Annotated in this window: 14 protein-coding genes; 7 read left to right on the forward strand and 7 right to left on the reverse strand. The window is 66.7% G+C overall.

The window, feature by feature from the left end; genetic code table 11:
* Positions 1–72 precede the first annotated feature (72 nt).
* The 4 genes from CH306_RS00190 (at position 73) to CH306_RS00205 (ending at position 7,179) form a co-directional block, all read left to right on the forward strand.
* Entirely contained in the window at positions 73–4,650 is a 4,578-nt protein-coding gene (locus tag CH306_RS00190; protein ID WP_373453957.1) for an ATP-dependent helicase, read from the forward strand.
* A 43-nt stretch (positions 4,651–4,693) separates the two neighbouring features.
* Positions 4,694–5,482 (forward strand): DNA-formamidopyrimidine glycosylase family protein, encoded by a 789-nt coding sequence (locus CH306_RS00195; protein ID WP_094645328.1) that lies wholly within the window; start codon positions 4,694–4,696, stop codon positions 5,480–5,482.
* Positions 5,483–5,575: 93 nt separating this feature from the next.
* The gene (locus CH306_RS00200; RefSeq protein ID WP_032397443.1) at positions 5,576–5,926 is read left to right on the forward strand and encodes a YciI family protein; all 351 of its coding nucleotides are present in this window, start codon (positions 5,576–5,578) and stop codon (positions 5,924–5,926) included.
* On the forward strand, positions 5,923–7,179 hold the full coding sequence (locus CH306_RS00205) for an RNA polymerase sigma factor (RefSeq protein WP_094645330.1): 1,257 nt from the start codon (positions 5,923–5,925) through the stop codon (positions 7,177–7,179). The genes CH306_RS00200 and CH306_RS00205 overlap by 4 nt, the downstream gene beginning before the upstream one ends.
* Before the next feature lie 148 nt (positions 7,180–7,327).
* On the opposite strand, the gene glpD is transcribed toward CH306_RS00205, so the two are convergent.
* The 3 genes from glpD to CH306_RS00220 all read right to left on the reverse strand — a co-directional run bounded on the left by glpD (position 7,328) and on the right by CH306_RS00220 (position 11,888).
* On the reverse strand, positions 7,328–9,058 hold the full coding sequence (gene glpD, locus CH306_RS00210) for a glycerol-3-phosphate dehydrogenase (RefSeq protein WP_032397444.1): 1,731 nt from the start codon (positions 9,056–9,058) through the stop codon (positions 7,328–7,330).
* Between the two features lie 66 nt (positions 9,059–9,124).
* The gene (locus CH306_RS00215) at positions 9,125–10,342 is read right to left on the reverse strand and encodes an aminotransferase-like domain-containing protein (protein WP_094645332.1); all 1,218 of its coding nucleotides are present in this window, start codon (positions 10,340–10,342) and stop codon (positions 9,125–9,127) included.
* Between the two features lie 142 nt (positions 10,343–10,484).
* Complete coding sequence (locus CH306_RS00220) at positions 10,485–11,888, reverse strand: NAD(P)H-quinone dehydrogenase (RefSeq protein ID WP_032397446.1); 1,404 nt, start codon at positions 11,886–11,888, stop codon at positions 10,485–10,487.
* Between the two features lie 181 nt (positions 11,889–12,069).
* Here CH306_RS00220 and CH306_RS00225 point away from each other — a divergent pair, with 181 nt between their 5' ends.
* Entirely contained in the window at positions 12,070–12,534 is a 465-nt protein-coding gene (locus CH306_RS00225) for a gamma-glutamylcyclotransferase (RefSeq protein ID WP_032397447.1), read from the forward strand.
* Between the two features lie 13 nt (positions 12,535–12,547).
* Here CH306_RS00225 and CH306_RS00230 read toward each other — a convergent pair whose 3' ends face one another.
* From CH306_RS00230 to CH306_RS00245, 4 genes are all read right to left on the reverse strand, one after another.
* Positions 12,548–13,000: an SAM-dependent methyltransferase gene (locus tag CH306_RS00230; protein WP_094645454.1), complete on the reverse strand. Its 453-nt coding sequence runs from the start codon at positions 12,998–13,000 to the stop codon at positions 12,548–12,550.
* A gap of 26 nt (positions 13,001–13,026) precedes the next feature.
* On the reverse strand, positions 13,027–14,190 hold the full coding sequence (locus CH306_RS00235; protein WP_032397448.1) for a M20 family metallopeptidase: 1,164 nt from the start codon (positions 14,188–14,190) through the stop codon (positions 13,027–13,029).
* Positions 14,187–15,350 carry a M20 family metallopeptidase gene (locus tag CH306_RS00240; RefSeq protein WP_094645455.1) on the reverse strand — a complete coding sequence of 388 codons (1,164 nt, stop codon included), beginning with the start codon at positions 15,348–15,350 and terminating at the stop codon, positions 14,187–14,189. Before CH306_RS00240 ends, CH306_RS00235 begins: the two co-directional genes overlap by 4 nt.
* 113 nt (positions 15,351–15,463) lie before the next feature.
* Complete coding sequence (locus CH306_RS00245; RefSeq protein WP_045195813.1) at positions 15,464–16,168, reverse strand: enoyl-CoA hydratase/isomerase family protein; 705 nt, start codon at positions 16,166–16,168, stop codon at positions 15,464–15,466.
* On the opposite strand from CH306_RS00245, the gene CH306_RS00250 reads away from it, so the two are divergent.
* Both CH306_RS00250 and CH306_RS00255 read left to right on the forward strand, forming a co-directional pair.
* Positions 16,167–17,069 carry a purine-nucleoside phosphorylase gene (locus CH306_RS00250; protein ID WP_373453958.1) on the forward strand — a complete coding sequence of 301 codons (903 nt, stop codon included), beginning with the start codon at positions 16,167–16,169 and terminating at the stop codon, positions 17,067–17,069. The genes CH306_RS00245 and CH306_RS00250 overlap by 2 nt on opposite strands.
* A complete protein-coding gene (locus tag CH306_RS00255; RefSeq protein ID WP_094645334.1) occupies positions 17,066–18,667 on the forward strand; it encodes a phospho-sugar mutase in 1,602 nt (533 codons plus the stop codon). Before CH306_RS00250 ends, CH306_RS00255 begins: the two co-directional genes overlap by 4 nt.
* The last annotated feature ends 13 nt before the right edge of the window (positions 18,668–18,680 follow it).

The following is an 18,680-nucleotide window of genomic DNA, read 5'->3' on the forward strand; positions in this document are numbered from 1 at the left end:
GAATCGACACCGCTGCGCGATCGGGGAACCGCGTGAGGATTATCTGTCGGTGCCCGGGGGCATGATGATGGGATGGCCAGGCACAGTACGGGCACCGACGTAGCGGGCGAGCTGTCGGTGATGGAGAAGTTGTCGCGGCCGACCCGGGAGTGGTTCTCCGGCGCTTTTCCTGCTCCCACGTCCGCGCAGTTGGGCGCGTGGTCGTCGATCTCGAGTGGTTCGCACACTCTCGTGGTGGCGCCGACGGGTTCGGGCAAGACGCTCTCGGCCTTCCTGTGGGCCTTGGACGAGCTGGCGCAACTGGGTGCGGACAGCACTCGCAAGACCAAGGTCCTCTACATCTCGCCACTCAAGGCCCTTGCCGTCGACGTCGAACGCAACCTGCGTGCGCCACTGGTCGGCATCACCCAGACCGCCAAGCGCCTCGGCCTGAACCCACCCGAGATCTCGGTCGGTGTGCGGTCCGGCGACACCAGCGCCGCCGACCGCAGAAACATGATCAAGACTCCGCCGGACATTCTGATCACCACTCCGGAATCGCTGTTCCTCATGCTCACCTCGGCCGCCCGCGACATCCTCGCCGAGGTCGACACCGTGATCGTCGACGAGGTTCACGCCGTGGCAGGCACCAAACGCGGCGCGCATCTGGCGGTGTCCCTGGAACGGCTCGACGCGATGCTGGACAAGCCCGCCCAGCGCATCGGCCTGTCCGCGACGGTGCGACCGCACGAGGAGGTGGGCCGTTTCCTGGCCGGTGCGGCCCCCATCGAGATCGTCGCACCACCCGCTCCGAAAACCTTCGATCTGACGGTCCAGGTGCCGGTGGAGAACATGACCGAACTGGGCGTCACCGATCCGAACGCCGACACCTCCGCCGCTCCCCCGGCGCAGGGCTCGATCTGGCCGCACGTCGAGGAGAAGATGGTCGATCTCATCCTCGAGCACAAATCGTGCATCGTCTTCGCCAATTCCCGTCGCCTCGCCGAACGGCTCACCGCGCGGCTCAACGAGGTGTACGCCGAACGGATCGGCGACGGCGTGGAGACACAACACAAGCCGCCCTCGCAGGTCGGCACTCCGAACGACGTGAACCACGGTGCCGATCCGTTGCTGGCCCGGGCCCACCACGGCAGCGTCAGCAAGGACCAACGCGCACTGATCGAGGACGACCTCAAGACCGGCAGGCTGCGCTGCGTCGTGGCCACCAGCAGCCTCGAGCTCGGAATCGACATGGGCGCAGTCGATCTGGTCGTTCAGGTCGAAGCACCGCCATCGGTGGCCAGCGGTCTGCAGCGCGTCGGACGCGCAGGCCACCAGGTCGGCGAGATCTCCAAGGGCGTGTTGTTCCCCAAGCATCGAACCGACCTGATCCACTGCGCGGTCACGGTCGAACGCATGACGTCGGGCAAGATCGAGGCGTTGTTCGTTCCCGCCAACCCTCTCGACGTCCTGGCGCAGCAGACCGTGGCAGCCTGCGCTCTCGAACCGATCGACGCGGAGGACTGGTTCGATTCGGTCCGTCGCACAGGCAGTTTCGCCACCCTGCCCCGATCTGCCTACGAGTCGACTCTCGACCTGCTCTCGGGCCGCTACCCCTCCGACGAGTTCGCAGAACTGCGCCCGCGGTTGGTGTGGGACCGCGACGCCAACACTCTCACCGGCCGTCCCGGGTCGCAGCGACTGGCCGTCACCTCCGGTGGCACCATCCCGGACCGCGGACTCTTCACCGTCTACATGGTGGGTGAAAAGCAGTCCAGGGTAGGTGAACTCGACGAGGAGATGGTCTACGAATCGCGAGTGGGTGATGTGTTCGCACTCGGTGCCACCAGCTGGCGCATCGAGGAGATCACCCACGATCGGGTGCTCGTGAGCCCGGCGTACGGCCAACCCGGCCGGCTCCCCTTCTGGCACGGCGACGGTCTCGGTCGACCGGCCGAACTGGGCCAGGCGCTGGGCGAATTCCTGCGAAGCACCACCGATCGCAGCAACCTCGCCGAGCGACTGAGCTCCGACGGTCTCGACGCCAACGCCGTCAACAACCTCATCGCCTTGCTCGACGAGCAACTCGAGGCCACCGGTCAGCTCCCCACCGACAAGACGATGATCGTCGAGCGGTTCCGCGACGAACTGGGCGACTGGCGGCTGGTGCTGCATTCCACCTACGGCCAGCAGGTACACGCGCCGTGGGCCCTCGCAGTCGGCGCGAGGCTCATCGAGCGCTACGGCATCGACGCCGCCCCCACCGCATCCGACGACGGCATCATCGTCCGGCTCCCCGACACCGACGACCAGCCGCCGGGCGCAGAACTGTTCGTGTTCGAGCGCGACGAGATCGCCGACATCGTCACAGAGCAGGTCGGCGGGTCGGCGTTGTTCGCATCGAGATTTCGCGAATGTGCCGCGCGCGCACTGCTTCTCCCCCGCCGAAACCCGGGCAAACGCGCGCCGTTGTGGCAGCAGCGCCAGCGTTCGGCTCAGCTGCTCGACGTGGCACGCAAGTACCCGACGTTCCCGATCCTGCTCGAAACCGTCCGCGAGTGCCTGCAGGACGTCTACGACCTTCCTGCCCTCGAGGACATCCTGGCCCGCATCGGCCGACGACAGATCAGAATCGTCGATGTCGAAACGCCGTCACCGTCACCGTTCGCCAATTCGCTGTTGTTCAACTACGTCGGCGCATTCATGTACGAGGGCGACAGCCCGTTGGCCGAACGCCGGGCCGCCGCACTGTCACTCGACTCGGCGCTCCTCGCCGAACTGCTCGGACGCGTCGAGCTGCGAGAGCTGCTCGACGACAGCGTCATCACCACCGCGGAACTCGAACTGCAGCGTCTTCCCGAGGACCGTCACGCCAAGGACATCGAAGGCGTGGCCGACCTGCTACGCCTGCTCGGACCGTTGACCGTGGACGAAGTCGGCCTACGCACCGACGGCGACGAATATCCGCAGTGGCTCGCCGAACTCGTCGACGCCAAACGGGCAATGGAGGTCTCGTTCGCCGGCCGGAACTGGTGGACGGCCATCGAGGACGCCGCTCGATTGCGCGATGCGTTGGGCGTCCCGCTTCCCATCGGTACTCCGGCCGCCTTCATCGAACCCGTCGACGATCCGCTGGTGGACCTGATCAGCCGGTATGCCCGAACCCACGGACCGTTCACCCTCGACGACGCAGCGGCGCGCTTCGGGGTCGGCACCGCCGTGGTACGCGACGTCCTACGCAGACTCGCCGTCGACAAGCGCGTCGTCGAGGGCGAATTCCGGCCCGGTGCCACGGGTAGCGAATGGTGCGACGCCGAGGTACTTCGGCGACTGCGGCGGCGGTCGCTGGCTGCGGCCCGGCAGGAGGTCGAACCCGTCTCCACCGCCACCCTGGGCCGCTTCCTGCCCGCGTGGCAGCACGTGGACAGCCGACGCCTGAGCGGGATCGACGGCGTCGCGACCGTCATCGAACAGCTTGCGGGCGTTCCTGTTCCGGCATCGGCGTGGGAATCTCTCGTGCTCTCGTCGCGGGTGACCGACTACAGTCCGGCGATGCTCGACGAGCTCACCTCGACCGGCGAGGTGCTGTGGTCCGGACACGGCGCGATCTCGTCGAAGGACGGCTGGGTGAGCCTGCACATGGCCGACACCGCACCACTGACCCTGGTGCCTGCAGCCGAGTCCGATCTGTCGGAACTGCAGATTCGCATTCAGGACGCCGTCGCGGGGGGCGGTGCGTACTTCTTCCGGCAGCTGTCCGACACCGTCGGCAGTACCGACGACACCGCACTGCAGGCTGCACTGTGGGAGCTGGTGTGGGCTGGTCGTCTGAGCAACGACACATTCGCTCCGCTTCGGGCGCTGCTGAACTCCACGACCACCCGCTCGGCCCCGAGTCATCGTGCACCTCGCCGTACACCGCGGTTGCGCTCGTACCGACAATTCGAACGTCCCTCGCTCCCGACCCGAACCGGACCGCCGACGGCGGGTGGGCGATGGTCACGATTGCCCGAGCTCGAACCCGACCTCACCGTCCGTGCGCACGCGACCGCCGACGTCCTGCTCGAACGCTACGGCGTGGTGACCCGCGGTTCGGTGATGAACGAAGGTGTGCCCGGCGGCTTCGCCACGATGTACAAGGTGCTCACCGGATTCGAGGATTCCGGTCGATGCCGTCGGGGCTACTTCGTCGACTCACTCGGCGGTGCGCAGTTCTCCACCTCCGACGTGGTCGACCGATTACGCAGTTACGACGAACCGAAAAAGAACGCCAGCGCTGTCGTACTCGCGTCGTGCGATCCGGCCAACCCCTACGGCGGAGCACTGCCCTGGCCGAAAGCCGGCAGCGGCGAGGCCGGTGTCGGAGATACGCCGGACGAGACGACGAAGCATCGGCCGGGCCGAAAGGCCGGTGCACTGGTCGTCCTCGTTCGGGGCGAGTTGACGATCTTCGTCGAACGCGGCGGGAAGTCGGTGCTCACGTTCGGTGAGAACGCCGACGACATCGGCGCTGCAGCAACCGCATTGGCGGCCACCGTTCGCCGCGGCGGAGTCGACAAGCTACTCGTCGAGCGGATCAACGGTCACGACATCCACGGCACCGACTTCGCCAAGACCTTGACCGAAGCAGGTTTCTCGGCGACCCCACGCGGACTTCGCCTGCGTCGCTGATTGCCCACTGCCTGCGAGACCACCGGAGAGGACACGAACACCGATGCCCGAGGGCGATACCGTCTGGCGCGCCGCCAACAGCCTGCGCGCCGCACTCGAGGGCCGGCAGCTCACCACCTGCGACATTCGCGTACCGCGCTACGCCACAGTCGACTTCACCGGCGAGACCGTCGATTCCGTCGCCTCACGCGGTAAGCATCTGCTGATTCGAGTCGGCGGATACTCCATTCATTCGCATCTGAAGATGGAGGGCACCTGGCACGTCTACGCACCCGGTGCTCGCTGGCGCCGCCCTGCGTTCCAGGCGCGGATCATCTTGAACACCGCCGACGCGCAGGCCATCGGTTTCGAGCTCGGAGTGCTCGAGATCCTCGAGGACGAGGACGATGCCGTCGGATATCTCGGACCGGATCTGCTCGGTCCCGACTGGGATCCCGACGCGGCGCTGTCCAGGCTCGCAGCGGATCCGGCCCGGCCGATCGGGCTCGCGCTTCTCGATCAGCGCAACATTGCCGGCCTGGGCAACGTCTACCGCAACGAGATCTGCTTTCTCCGGGGCGTCGACCCGCGCACCCCGGTCGGCGACGCCGGTGACCTGAGCAAGACGATCGACCTGTCCTACCGATTGATCATGGCCAACAAGGATCGCAACCAACGCGTCACCACCGGAGATCGACGTCCGGGCCGACACTTCTGGGTGTACGGGCGCGAGAACAAGCCGTGCAGACGCTGCGGAACCACCATCGAATTCGGTCTGATCGGAGACAATCCCCTGGAGGAACGCCAGATCTACCACTGCCCACACTGCCAGAAACGAGGTGTGGCGAGATAGTTCGGTCCGTGGTGTCCTTTTCGACGAACCCCGTTCGTCCTTCGTGTGTAGGTCGGCAAACGGTGCCGATCGCAACGAACCCGAGGAGTCTTCATGACCACGTACGCAGCCATCGTCTACACCCATGATGCCGACTGGACCTCGCCCGAGGTCGCCGACGAGATGGCCGAATACGGTGCATTCAGTGCCGCGGCCGGATCCGCGATCACCGGCGGAGCGGTCCTGCATCCCACGTCGACCGCCACCACGGTGCGCGTGTCGGGAGGGAAGGGCGGCGACGTCCTGACAACGGACGGTCCGTTCGCCGAGGCGAAAGAGGTGCTCGCCGGGTTCTTCCTCCTCGAGGCACAGGACCTCGATGCCGCGATCGCACTGGCCGCCCAGATTCCAGCGGCATGGAACGGAGCAATCGAAGTCCGGCCGGTCATTCCGATGACTCGATGAGTACACCGGCCGAGCACCTCTCGGCCGTGGTCCGTGACGAGGGTCGCCGGGTCCTGGCGACCCTCGTACGCACCACCGGCAGTTTCGCCGTCGCCGAGGACGCGGTCTCCGAGGCGGTGGTGACAGCGCTCGCTCACTGGCCCGGATCGGGTGTCCCCGACAATCCGCGTGCCTGGCTCACGACCGTGGCCCGCAACAAGGCGCTCGACATCCTCCGGCGCGAGGCCGGGCGCACCGCGAAGGAACGAGAGGCGGCGGATCTCGCCGTGGCGAACCAGAACTGGAGCGAGAGCGACGACTCCGAGATCGACGACGATCTTCTGCGGTTGGTCTTCACCTGCTGTCATCCGACGCTCTCCGTCGAGGCGCAGGTGGCACTGAGCCTGCGCACTCTCTGTGGTCTCGCCACTGCCGACGTCGCCCGACTGATGCTCGTGCCCGAGGCCACCATGTCCAAACGGCTCACGCGTGCGAAGAAGAAGATCGCAGCTGCCAACATTCCGTATCGAGTACCGGATTCGGCGGAGTTGCCGCAACGACTCGACGCGGTGGCCGCCACGGTGTATTTGACGTTCACGGCCGGCCATCTCGGCGGCGAGACGCTGGTGCGGCCTCGACTGTGCGACGAGGCACTCAGGTTGGCCCGCATGCTGATCGACCTGATGCCCGACGAGCCGTCACTTCGGGGGCTACTGGCCCTCATGCTGTTCACGGATTCGCGCCGGGCGACCAGGACCGATGAATCGGGCCGCCTCGTCAGGCTCGAGGATCAGAACAGATCTCGATGGAATCGAGAGGCGATCGAGGAGGGCGTCCGGTTGATGGACGGTGCTCTGCGGCGCAACGACTCTCGGCCCAGTCGCTACACCGTCCAGGCAGCCATCGCCGCGTGTCACTCCACAGCAGCGACCTACGCCGACACCGACTGGTCTCGGATCGTCGCGCTGTACGACGCGTTGGCGGTTGTGGAGAACACACCGATCGTGGCACTCAACCGCGGCGTGGCCATCGGAGAGAGCCAGGGGCCTGCCGCCGGGCTCGACGCACTCGACGCCATCGATTCTCTGGGCGGCCACTACCTGTGGCATGCCTGTCGAGCGGTGATGCTCGATCGCCTGGACCGCGCGGAGGAGGCCAGGAACGCACGAACGACCGCGCTCGCTCTCGGCCCGTCGCCTGCCGAGAGGGCGTATCTCGAGGCGCAGCTCGCGCCGTCCTCCCACCCTGTCGAGCGACGACGGGAAGAAACCTGAAAGCTCCCTGTCAGGTGCGACCAAGCCCCTTCACAGCTTCGCCGACCACCATGGATCGCATGCTGACACTTGCGATACTCACCCTGCTCGTCATGGCCGTCTCCGGCGCGACGGCCGCTCGCGCGCCCCGGACGCTGGTTCGACTGCGCTAGATCGTGCGAACGGGTTCGAGGATTTCCTGGCGGGCCTCGGGCGCGACGACGCGCAGCGCGTCTGCCGACTCGTCGTCGGGCTGACGCTGCGACTCGATCTCGGCCTCCACTCGGGCGCGGTAGGTCTCGACCTCACGATCGACCGTGGCCTCGTCCCAGCCCAGAACCGGTGCGATCAATGCAGCGACCTGACCCGCGCAGTTCATCCCACGATGCGAGTACTCGATCGAGATTCGGGTCCGACGCGAGAGCACGTCCTCGAGATGCAGTGCGCCCTCCGCTGCCGCGGCGTACACCACCTCCACCTGGAGGTATGCCGGCGCATCGGTGAGTGGTTGCAGCAGTTCGGGTTTGCCGTCGGCCATGGCCAACACCTCGTCGATCAACGAACCGTATCGGTCGAGCAGATGCGTCACCCGATGCGGATGCAGCTTGTGCATCTCGCCCAGGTGCGGTGCTTGATTGACCAGCGCGAAGTAGCCGTCGGCACCGACGAGGGGCACCTTCTCGGTGATCGAGGACGCCACCCGCACCGGGATGTCCTCGGCGGCCAGATCGACTGCGTCCTCGGCCATCACGCGGTAGGTCGTGTACTTGCCTCCCGCGATGGCGACGAGTCCGGGTGCGACCCGAGCGACCGCGTGTTCCCGGGACAGCTTGGAGGTTTCGTCGCTCTCGCCGGCGAGCAGTGGCCGCAAGCCCGCGTAGACCCCGTCGATGTCCTCGTGGGTGAGCGGCGTGACGAGCACCGAGTTGACCTCGCCCAGGATGTAGTCGATGTCGGCCTTGGTGGCGGCCGGGTGTGCGAGATCGAGGTTCCAGTCGGTGTCGGTGGTACCGATGATCCAGTGCGCGCCCCACGGAATGATGAACAGCACCGACTTCTCGGTGCGCAGAATGATCGCGGCCTCGCTGACGATTCGATCGCGCGGCACCACGATGTGCACGCCCTTCGAGGCGCGTACCCGGAACCGGCCGCGCATGTTGGACAGTGACTGGATCTCGTCGGTCCACACGCCGGTGGCATTGATCACCACGTGTGCCCGCACCTCGGTGGTGGCACCGGTCTCCGAATCACGCACGCGGACACCGGAAACCCGGTCGGCCTCACGCAGGAATCCGACCACCTGGGTCGATGTACGCACCACTGCGCCGTAGTGGGCGGCCGTTCTGGCGACCATCATGGTGTGCCGGGCGTCGTCGACGACGGTGTCGTAGTACCGAATCCCGCCGATCAGCGACTTGCGTTTGATCCCGGGCGACATACGCAGTGCACCGGATCGAGTCAGGTGCTTCTGCTGCGGCACCGATTTGGCCCCACCCATGCGGTCGTAGAGGAAGATCCCTGCGGCGATGTAGGGCCGCTCCCACAACCGATGCGTGAGCGGGAAGAGAAATTTCAGCGGCTTGACCAGGTGCGGTGCGAGCGTGGACAGAGAGAGTTCGCGTTCGTGCAGGGCCTCGCGCACGAGCCCGAACTCGAGCTGCTCGAGGTATCGAAGCCCGCCGTGGAACATCTTGGACGAGCGAGAGGACGTTCCCGACGCGTAATCACGCGCCTCGACCAGGGCGACCTTCAGTCCGCGCGTCGCCGCGTCGAGGGCCGCTCCTGAGCCGACGACGCCACCGCCGACGACCACTACGTCGAACTGCTCGGTTCCGAGCTGGTCCCACGCCTCCACCCGCTGGTCGGGTCCGAGGAACTTCGTATTCGATCGGTTGCTCATCTCGAACGCTCCCTCTCCTTCGAAAATCCCCGCATTGCTTGCACGTCAGGCTACCGCCCCTGGTCGTCAGGCCGCAGAACCTGCCGAGTGCGCGGCGGCCAATCGTTGCACTGCGTCTGCCAGCACGGGCGGGGTGGATCCGGCGTAGCTCAACCGGAGCGAGTGACGGTACTGCGCACCCGACGCGAACGCCGTTCCCGGCACGAAGGCCACTCCGTGCTCGAGTGCCGCATCGAGCAACTGGCCGGTGTCCGTTCCGTCCAGGAAGACGGCCCAGGCGAACATCCCACCCGCGGGGCGTGAAACGACCAGCCGATCACCGAACTGTGCGGCGAGAGCGGCGATCAATGCCGTTGCACGGCAGGCATACTCGCGCCGCAGAACAGTCAGGTGTGCGTCCAGCCACGCGGAGTCGGCGAGCATCTCCGCCGTCATCGACTGCGTCAGCGAGGATCCGCACAGATCCGCGCCCTGCTTGAGCAGTTCCACCGCCGCACAGACGCTGGGTGGGGCGACGAACCAGCCGACTCGGAGCGTCGGAGCCAGGATCTTCGACGCACTCGACAGTCGGATGACGCGATCGCTGTGACGCGCGATCGGTGCCGGCGGGGCGTCGACGCCGGATTCCGTTGTTCCGAACCAGATCTCACCGTACGGGTCGTCCTCGATCACCCAGAAGCCGTAGTGATCCGCCAGCGCCGCGAGGTGACGACGTCGCTGCTCGCTCATCGTGACTCCACGCGGATTGTGGAAGTTGGCGACGGTGTGGACCACAGCGGGCCGCAGTCCCGCTGTCAGTCGACGTTCGAGTTCGTCGGTGTCCATTCCGGTATCGGTCAGGGGAATGGACTCGATGCTCGCTTCGGCGATAGAGAAGACCTGCAGCGCACCGGTGTACGCGGGTTCGTCGACCACGACGACAGCGCCCGGGTCGATCAGGGCCTGCGCGAGCAACGTCAGGGCCTGTTGCGAACCGTGCGTGACGATGACGGACTCGACCGGAACGGGCACTCCCCCGCGCACGGCCGATTCCCTGGCCGCAATGATGCTGCGCAGAGTGCGGTGGCCGGATGTCTCGCAGTACTGCACCGCGTCGGGGCAGCGAAGCGCAGCCTCTGCGGCTGCGGCGATGCGGTCGACCGGTATCAGATCGGTGGCCGGTAGACCTCCGGCCAGGCTGATCACGTCGTCACGTGCGGTAAGGGACAGGAGGTCGCGGATGGCCGAGCTGGTGAGCGAGTCGGTGCGCCTGGCCAGGCCGGCGGGAAGGTACGTAGAGGACATGAGAGAGACTCCGGGGCAGCAGGAATGGGGGAAGAACGGCCCGCGGATCCGCTGAGTCGAAGAAGGAGCGGACGGGTGTGTCCGCTCCTTCGACTGTCTCACGTGCTACCGAAATATGAAACGCAATTCTCACATCGTGAGATCAGTCCAAATCGTCGTGCGCCATCAGCTGGCGCGCGGCCTCGATGACCGAACCGGACAGCGACGGGTACACCGAGAACGTGTTGGCCAGGTCGTTGACCGACAGATTGTTCTGCACCGCCATCGCGATGGGCAGAATCAGCTCCGACGCACTCGGGGCGACCACGACACCGCCGATGACGACGCCGGTGGCCGGACGGCAGAAGATCTTCACGAAACCACGCTTGAGGCCGCTCATCTTCGCTCGCGGATTGGTGGTGAGCGGCAGCATCACCACGCGCGCCGGCACGTCGCCTGCGTCGATCGTGGACTGCGCGACGCCGACCGACGCGATCTCGGGCCGAGTGAACACCGCCGAGGCCACGGTCTTGAGCTTGATCGGGCTGACCGCCTGCCCCAGTGCGTGGTACATCGCGATGCGTCCCTGCATCGCCGCGACCGAGGCCAGCGGCAGCAGACCGGTGCAGTCGCCGGCTGCGTAGATGCCCGCGACCGCGGTACGCGAGACGCGATCCACGCGCAGATATCCGCCCTTGTCGAGTTCGATGCCGACCCTCTCGAGACCGAGACCGGAGGTGTTGGGCACCGATCCGACCGTCATCAGCGCATGACTGCCCTCGACGGTGCGACCGTCCGAGAGCGTGACGAGAACACCGTCGTCGGTGCGGACCACCGAATCGGCGCGGGCATGCTTGACGAGGGTGACACCGCGCTCGTTGAACGCGTCCTCGAGCACCAGCGCGGCGTCCTCGTCCTCGTGCGGGAGGACGCGGTCACGGCTCGAGACCGCGGTGACCTTGACGCCCATCTCGGTGTAGGCCGAGACGAACTCGGCACCGGTCACACCGGATCCGACGACCACCAGGTGTTCGGGGAGAGCCTCGAGGTCGTAGAGCTGACGCCAGTTGAGGATGCGTTCGCCGTCGGGCTCGGCTCCCTTGACCACGCGGGGGCGGGCTCCGGTCGCGATGAGCACGACATCGGCGTCGAGGATGCGTTCTTCGCCGTCGGCGAGGACGGCCTTGATCTGGTGCGAGGCCATCCCGACATGGGAGTCGATCATCTCGGCGCGTCCGGCCAGCAGTTGCACCCCGACGGAGGTGACGCGGTGGGCGATGTCGGACGACTGCGCCTGCGCGAGGCTCTTCACGCGGTCGTGAATCTTCGGCAATGCGACGGCGGCCTGCGACGGATCGAGGGAGATGCCGAGGTCGCTGGCTCGACGCATCTCGGTGCGAATGCCGGTCGACGCGATGAACGTCTTCGACGGCACGCAGTCCCAGAGGACGCAGGCACCGCCGATACCGTCGGAATCGACGAGCGTCACCTCTCCGCCGTGCTGTGCGGCAACCAACGCTGCTTCGTACCCTGCCGGACCACCACCGATGATCACAATCCGGGTCATTGATCCTCTTCTCGCGTGCTCGAAATCTCTCGTTGTCTCGCGTCAACGGTATTCGAGAGGCTGTCCTCGCGCGTCGGTAGGGCTGGCTTCGTCGGCCCGATGGAAGGCCGGACCTGGGGCGACGCACCGAAACACGACCACGGGGCGTCAGTGTGCACCGATACGGTTTAGGCTGGCCGACGTGCCAATTTATGCCGCCTACGGATCGAACATGCATCCGGAGCAGATGTTGCAGCGATGCCCTCACTCGCCCCTGTCGGGAACCGGATGGCTGCACGGATGGCGGTTGACCTTCGGCGGTGGCGACATCGGCTGGGAAGGCGCGCTGGCGACGGTCGTCGAGGATCCCGACTCGCAGGTGTTCGTGGTGCTCTACGACGTGTCCGAGGAGGACGAGGAGAGTCTGGATCGCTGGGAGGGCTCCGAACTCGGCATTCATCGGAAGATCCGGCTGCGCATCGAGACCGGCCGGGAGCCGGTGCTCGCGTGGATGTACGTACTCGACGCCTACGAGGGCGGTCTGCCGTCGGCACGCTACCTCGGCGTGATGGCGGAGGCAGCCGAAATCGCCGGTGCCCCAGCCGAATACGTGCGAGACCTTCGCACCCGCAACAGTCGCAACGTCGGCCCGGGTACCACCTCGTAGCCGGAGATCCAGCTCAGAAGTAGTTCTTCATGACCGACGCCACCCACGCCGGTTCCCTCACGTCTTCACGCTTCGGAACCATGGACTGCAGGAACGGCTTGATATCGAACACCGGTGAGCCGTCGATCGCATCGAGACCTCGGACTCGGATGCGCAGTCCGTCCACGTCGACGAGCTCGCACCGCGACACCCCGAGATGATTGGGTCGGTCCTTGACTCGTTGAGCGAGGACACCCACCCGAGGAAGCGTCGTGTCACCGCGGGGGTGCCGTGAGCCGGTGGTCGTCGCGGCGGGATCGCACAGGTGGAATCCGTAGATCACCTCGAGGTGGGAGAACTCGGCGAGACCGAGGGTCGCGTCGGCGTCGAGGACACTCTCGTGCAGGTCGATCACGGACTCGACCGACCCCCAGTTGTCGTCGACCACTTCGGCGCGATCGGATCCGACGATCCCGATCGGCGACACGTCGAACACCGTCTCGTCCCCCACCTCTAGTTCGGATCCAGCGCGATTGCGGTCATCACCTTCACGCCGACGGCCAGTGCTCGTTCGTCGAGATCGAAGGTGGGTTGGTGGATGTCGAGTTGTGGTCCGGTGCCCGGCCACACACCGAGTCGAGCCATTGCGCCCGGCACGCGTTCGAGGTACCACGAGAAATCCTCACCGCCACCGGATTGCGCGGTATCGGCCAGCGCGTCGGGTCCGACCCGGCCGATGGCCTTCTCGAACGTGTGCGTCGACTCCGGATCGTTGACCACGGGAGGCACGCCGCGACGGTAGTGCAGCTCGAATCGGACCCCGGTCGGTGCGAGCAATCCGGTGACGATCTCGCGGACCAACGGTTCGAGCAATGCCCAGGTCTCGTGGTCGCCGGTGCGGACGGTGCCGGTCAGCATGCCGGTCTGCGGTATGGCGTTGGGAGCCTGGCCGGCGACCACCGCTCCCCAGACCATGACCGTGCTGGTCCGCGGGTCGATTCGCCTGCTCAACATTCCGGGCAGGCCGGTGATGACGGTGCCGAGCGCGTACACGAGATCGGTGGTCAGGTGTGGCCGCGAGGTGTGCCCGCCGGGCGAATCCAGCCGCAGCTCGACGGTATCCGCCGCCGAGGTGATCGCACCGAGACGTAGGCCGACCTGCCCCACTTCGAGCCGCGGATCACAGTGCAGCGCAAAGATCTTGGTGACGCCGTCGAGCGCTCCCGCGGCCACCGCGTCGAGCGCACCGCCCGGCATGACCTCCTCGGCGGGCTGGAAGATCAGACGCACCCCGTACTGCAGGTCCGGCAGCGACGCCAGCGCCAGCCCCGTTGCGAGCAACACGGTGGTGTGTGCGTCGTGCCCGCAGGCGTGGGACACCCCCGGCACGGTCGACGAGTACACCGCGCCGGTGTTCTCCTGCAGCGGCAGGGCGTCCATGTCCGCCCGCAACGCCACCCGGGGACCGTCGGGACCGATGTCGCAGATCAACCCAGTTCCGCCGGGGAGCGGCTTGGGTGACAGGCCCGCTGCTTCGAGATGCTCCATCACGAATGCGGTGGTGCCGAATTCGCGTCGAGCCAGTTCCGGATTGGCGTGAATGTGCCGACGCCACAGAGACAGGTCGGCCGTGTGCGCGTGAATCCACCGATCGATCGCGTCTTCTCGGGTGCTCACGACTGCGCCGCCGAGCGGGCGATCACGCCGTCGAGCAGACGAGCACGGGTACCGGGATCGGCGGCGGCACGCGCAGCGGTCCTGGCGAGACCGAGGGCTCCGTCGAACAATGCCCGATCGGCCGACTCCGTGATGCACGCGGCGGCGAACTCCGGCTGATGCGTCACCGCCCCTCCTGCATCGAGTCCGACGACGGGATGGATACCGGGTAGAACATTCGTCACGTTTCCCATGTCTGTGCTGCCCAACGGGCGAAATCCTTCCAAATCCGGAGCGAGGGGCGATCGGCCCAGCGCTTCGATCTCCTGCCGAAATGCCGCGACCAGCCACGAATCCGGCGTCAACGCCGCGTAGGTCGGCGACACCGTACGGATCTCGTGAGTGCACCCGGTGGCGATCGCTCCTGCCTCGAAACACGCGTACGTCTTCGCGGTCAGAGCGTGCAACCATTCGGTGGTGTTCGCGCGCAGGTAGTACAGCAACTCCGCGTGGCCGGGCACGATGTTCGGGGCCGCACCCCCGTCACTGACGATGCCGTGCAGCTGCTGACCCGGCGCGAGGTGCTGCCGCAGTAGCCCGAGTGCCACCTGACTGATGGTCACCGCATCGCCTGCGTTGATCCCCCACTCGGGAGCGGCGGACGCGTGGGCGGCCCGGCCGGTGAACTCGACGGCGATGTCCGCCAGCGCCAGCGACGTCGCACCGACAATGTCGAAGGGACCGGGATGGACCATCAACGCCGCGCCGACGCCGTCGAACACTCCTCGCTCGAGCATCAACACCTTGCCGCCGCCGGTCTCCTCGGCCGGGGTACCGAGCACGCGCACGGTGATGCCGAGAGCGTCGGCGACCGGAGCGAGCGCAAGCGCAGCACCCACAGCCGAGGCCGCGATGATGTTGTGCCCGCACGCATGACCGATCTCGGGTAGAGCGTCGTATTCGGCACAGATACCGATCACCAGATCGCCGCTGCCGAACGACGCGGTGAAGGCGGTGTCCATATCTGCAACGGCCGTCTCGACCTCGAAATCGTGCGCCCGGAGGGTATCGAGGATCTTGGCGACGCTGCGATGTTCGGCGAACGCCAGCTCCGGTTCAGCGTGGATCGAGTGCGAGAGCGCGACCACTTCGTCGGTGGCGTCGGCCAGGGCGCGGTCCATCGCCTCGCCCACGGCAGCACTGTTCGATTCGTCGATCACGAGAGACAGTGTGTCACTAGCGCGAGCGAGTGTCGGAACAGAGCTGTGCCGAGTCGCGGGTGACGACGGTCCTGCTACTTCCCGAAGCTGAAGTTGCTGTCGTCTGTCGTGGTGTTCAGCGCGGCGAGCAGATCCACGTGCATACGACTCTTGATCCCGGCAAGGTTCGCACCCCGGGTGCTCGTCAGCGCCGCCGCCTTCGCGACCGCGTCGGACAGCAGCGTCTCCTCCGATGCCGTCGCCTCGACGATTCCTGCGGCCACTGCGTCGGCACCGCCGTAGCGGCGACCGGTCGTCATGGCTTCGACGGCGGTCTGCTTGGGCAGCCGGGAGTTGATCAGAGCAGACATTCCCACGGTGAACGGCATGTTCAGGTTCACCTCGGGCAGGCAGTAGAAGCCTCGGTCGGCGCGCTGGACACGGAAGTCGTGCGAGGTGGCGAACATCGCGCCCGCACCGAATGCATGCCCCTGCACAGCTGCGACGGTGGCCATCGGGAAAGCGAGCAACCGGGTGTAGAGGGTGTGGACGCGGTCGAGATACCAGGTGATCTTGTCCAGGTTGGCGAACAGCCAGTCGGTGTCGAGACCGTTGCTGTAGAACTTGCCTGCCGACGTGGTCACCAGAGCCGCCGGGCCCTCCGAGGCCTCGACCTCGTCGAGCAACGCGTGGGTGGCGTCGATCCAGTCCGGGTGGAAACGGTTCTCTGGATTGTCCGCTCCGTCCTGGGCACCGAGGAACAGGATGTGGACGTCGCCGTCGCGTTCGAGATAAGGCATGCAGCGGATACTACCCAACGGTAACTTCCGCCGGTCGCACATCCGTGTCGTCGATCTCCTACTGTTGTTCATCGTGGCAACCACCGACGCACATACGACCGACCCCGTGACCGATCCCGACGGTGCCTCGCGCATCGCCGCCGACGCACTCGCCGCAGCAACCGGGGTCGATACCCACACCGTGGCCATCGTTCTCGGTTCCGGATGGCAGGCGGCAGCCGACGTCTTCGGCTCCCCCACCGCGACCGTGCGCATGGCCGACCTGCCCGGTTTCGCGCCGCCGTCGGCGTCGGGACATTCCGGCACCATCACCTCGGTGGACGTCGGCGGTACCCACACACTGCTGTTGCAGGGACGCACTCATGCCTACGAGGGTCACGATCTACGACGCGTCGTGCATCCCGTGCGGACCGCGATCGCCGCCGGTGCCACGACCGTCGTGCTGACCAACGCTGCAGGCGGTATCAGGGACGGTATGAGCGTCGGGCAGCCCGTGCTGATCTCCGACCACCTCAACCTCACGGCTCGCTCGCCCCTCGTCGGTGCCGAATTCGTCGATCTGGTCGACGCGTACTCGCCCGAACTTCGCGCGCTCGCGGCACGGATCGACCCGTCGCTCGAGGACGGCGTCTACGCCGGACTGCCCGGCCCCCACTACGAGACGCCCGCCGAGATCAAGATGCTGCGCACGCTCGGTGCCGACCTCGTGGGGATGTCGACGGTGCACGAGACGATCGCCGCTCGCGCGAAGGGTGCACGCGTCCTCGGCATCTCTCTGGTGACGAACCTCGCCGCCGGAATGACCGGCGAACACCTCGATCACACCGAAGTGCTCGCTGCCGGTAAGGATTCCGCCGCTCGCATGGGAGCGCTGTTGCACGAGTTGGTTTCACGCCTGTGACCGAGGAGCTCACCGAGCGGGTGCAACGATGGATCGCAGGCGATCCCGACCCCGTCGCCCGCGAGGAACTCGACGGCCTGTCCGACGCCGAACTCGCCGACAGGTTCAGCGGTCCCCTGACGTTCGGCACCGCGGGGCTCCGTGGCCCGGTGCGCGCGGGACCGAACGGGATGAACGTGGCGGTGGTGACGAAAACCTCGGCCGGCATCGCGGCGTGGTTGATCGAGAACGGTCTCGGCGGGTCAACCGTTGTGGTCGGTCGCGACGCCAGAAACGGATCCGAGCAGTTCGCTGTCGCGGCCGCCGAAGTCTTCTCCGCGCAGGGCTTTTCCGTGGTGATGCTGCCGCGGCCACTGCCGACCCCCGTCGTCGCCTTCGCTGTGCGGGCACTCGACGCCGAACTCGGCGTACAGATCACGGCGTCGCACAACCCTGCGGCCGACAACGGGTACAAGGTGTACCTACGCGGCGGCTCGCAATTGATCCCGCCGAGTGACGCCCAGATCGAAGCGCTGATCGCCGCCACGGCCGACGCGGTCGAGATCCCGCGCGCGATCGTGCAGCCCGGCGGCTCCGACATCGCAGCGCGATACCTCGACTCCGTTGTCGCACTGCCACGTTCGACGCGTCGAGACATCCGCATCGCGTTGACTCCCCTGCACGGTGTCGGTGGCGAGCTCGCGACGGCCGCACTGCGTGGTGCGGGGTTCCGTGACATCCGAGTGGTCGAGGACCAATTCGAACCGGACCCCGCCTTCCCGACCGTGACGTTCCCCAACCCCGAGGAACCGGGCGCGGCCGACGCGGTGCTCGCACTGGCGGCCGACATCGACGCCGATATCGCGATCGCACTCGACCCCGATGCCGACCGCTGTGCGGTCGGAGTTCCCGGGCCCGACGGCTGGCGCATGCTGACCGGCGACGAGACCGGTGCCCTCCTCGCGAACCACCTGCTGAGTCATTGCCCCGCAGACCCGTTGGTGGCCAACACGATCGTGTCGTCACAACTGCTCTCGGCGCTCGCCCCGGCGCGCGGCGCTCGCTATGCCCGCACCCTGACGGGCTTCAAGTGGCTCGTCCGTGCGGGTGAGGGCCTCGTGTACGCCTACGAGGAGGCCATCGGACACTGTGTCGATCCGACGGTGGTGCGGGACAAGGACGGCATCTCGGCCGCCGTGGTACTCGCCGACCTGGCCGCCGGCCTGAAGCAGGAGCGCCGCACCCTGCTCGATGTGCTCGACGACCTCGCGGTCGAGTTCGGCGTACACCTGGGTGCACAGGTCTCGCGGAGGGTGCAGGACCTCGCCGAGATCGGGAACATGATGGACCGGCTCCGCACCGAACCGCCGACCGAATTGGCCGGTCGGGCCGTCACCGTTGTGGACTACGCCCAGCGCGACGACGAATTACGCACCGACGCAGTCGACATCAGCGGATCGGGGCTGCGGGTGATCGTGCGACCGTCCGGTACCGAACCGAAGCTCAAGGCCTACCTCGAAGTGATCGAGCAGGTCGTCGGCCGAGAGGACCTGCCGAGAGCGCGGGCGGCAGCAGCCGAGATCCTGGCCGAACTGACCGACTACGCCCAACACCTCTAGGCGTCGAGGAACC

The organism is Rhodococcus sp. 15-725-2-2b (assembly GCF_002259075.1).
Taxonomy (GTDB): Bacteria; Actinomycetota; Actinomycetes; order Mycobacteriales; family Mycobacteriaceae; genus Rhodococcoides.

Excerpts from the sequence above, each read along its gene's own strand:
- CH306_RS00205 (WP_094645330.1), top strand. The coding sequence starts at position 5,923 with ATGAGTACACCGGCCGAGCACCTCTCGGCCGTGGTCCGTGACGAGGGT.
- CH306_RS00240 (WP_094645455.1), bottom strand. The coding sequence starts at position 15,350 with ATGGACCGCGCCCTGGCCGACGCCACCGACGAAGTGGTCGCGCTCTCG.
- CH306_RS00250 (WP_373453958.1), top strand. The coding sequence starts at position 16,167 with ATGCAGCGGATACTACCCAACGGTAACTTCCGCCGGTCGCACATCCGT.
- CH306_RS00245 (WP_045195813.1), bottom strand. The coding sequence starts at position 16,168 with ATGCCTTATCTCGAACGCGACGGCGACGTCCACATCCTGTTCCTCGGT.
- CH306_RS00190 (WP_373453957.1), top strand. The coding sequence starts at position 73 with ATGGCCAGGCACAGTACGGGCACCGACGTAGCGGGCGAGCTGTCGGTG.
- CH306_RS00195 (WP_094645328.1), top strand. The coding sequence starts at position 4,694 with ATGCCCGAGGGCGATACCGTCTGGCGCGCCGCCAACAGCCTGCGCGCC.
- CH306_RS00215 (WP_094645332.1), bottom strand. The coding sequence starts at position 10,342 with ATGTCCTCTACGTACCTTCCCGCCGGCCTGGCCAGGCGCACCGACTCG.
- CH306_RS00220 (WP_032397446.1), bottom strand. The coding sequence starts at position 11,888 with ATGACCCGGATTGTGATCATCGGTGGTGGTCCGGCAGGGTACGAAGCA.
- CH306_RS00200 (WP_032397443.1), top strand. The coding sequence starts at position 5,576 with ATGACCACGTACGCAGCCATCGTCTACACCCATGATGCCGACTGGACC.
- glpD (WP_032397444.1), bottom strand. The coding sequence starts at position 9,058 with ATGAGCAACCGATCGAATACGAAGTTCCTCGGACCCGACCAGCGGGTG.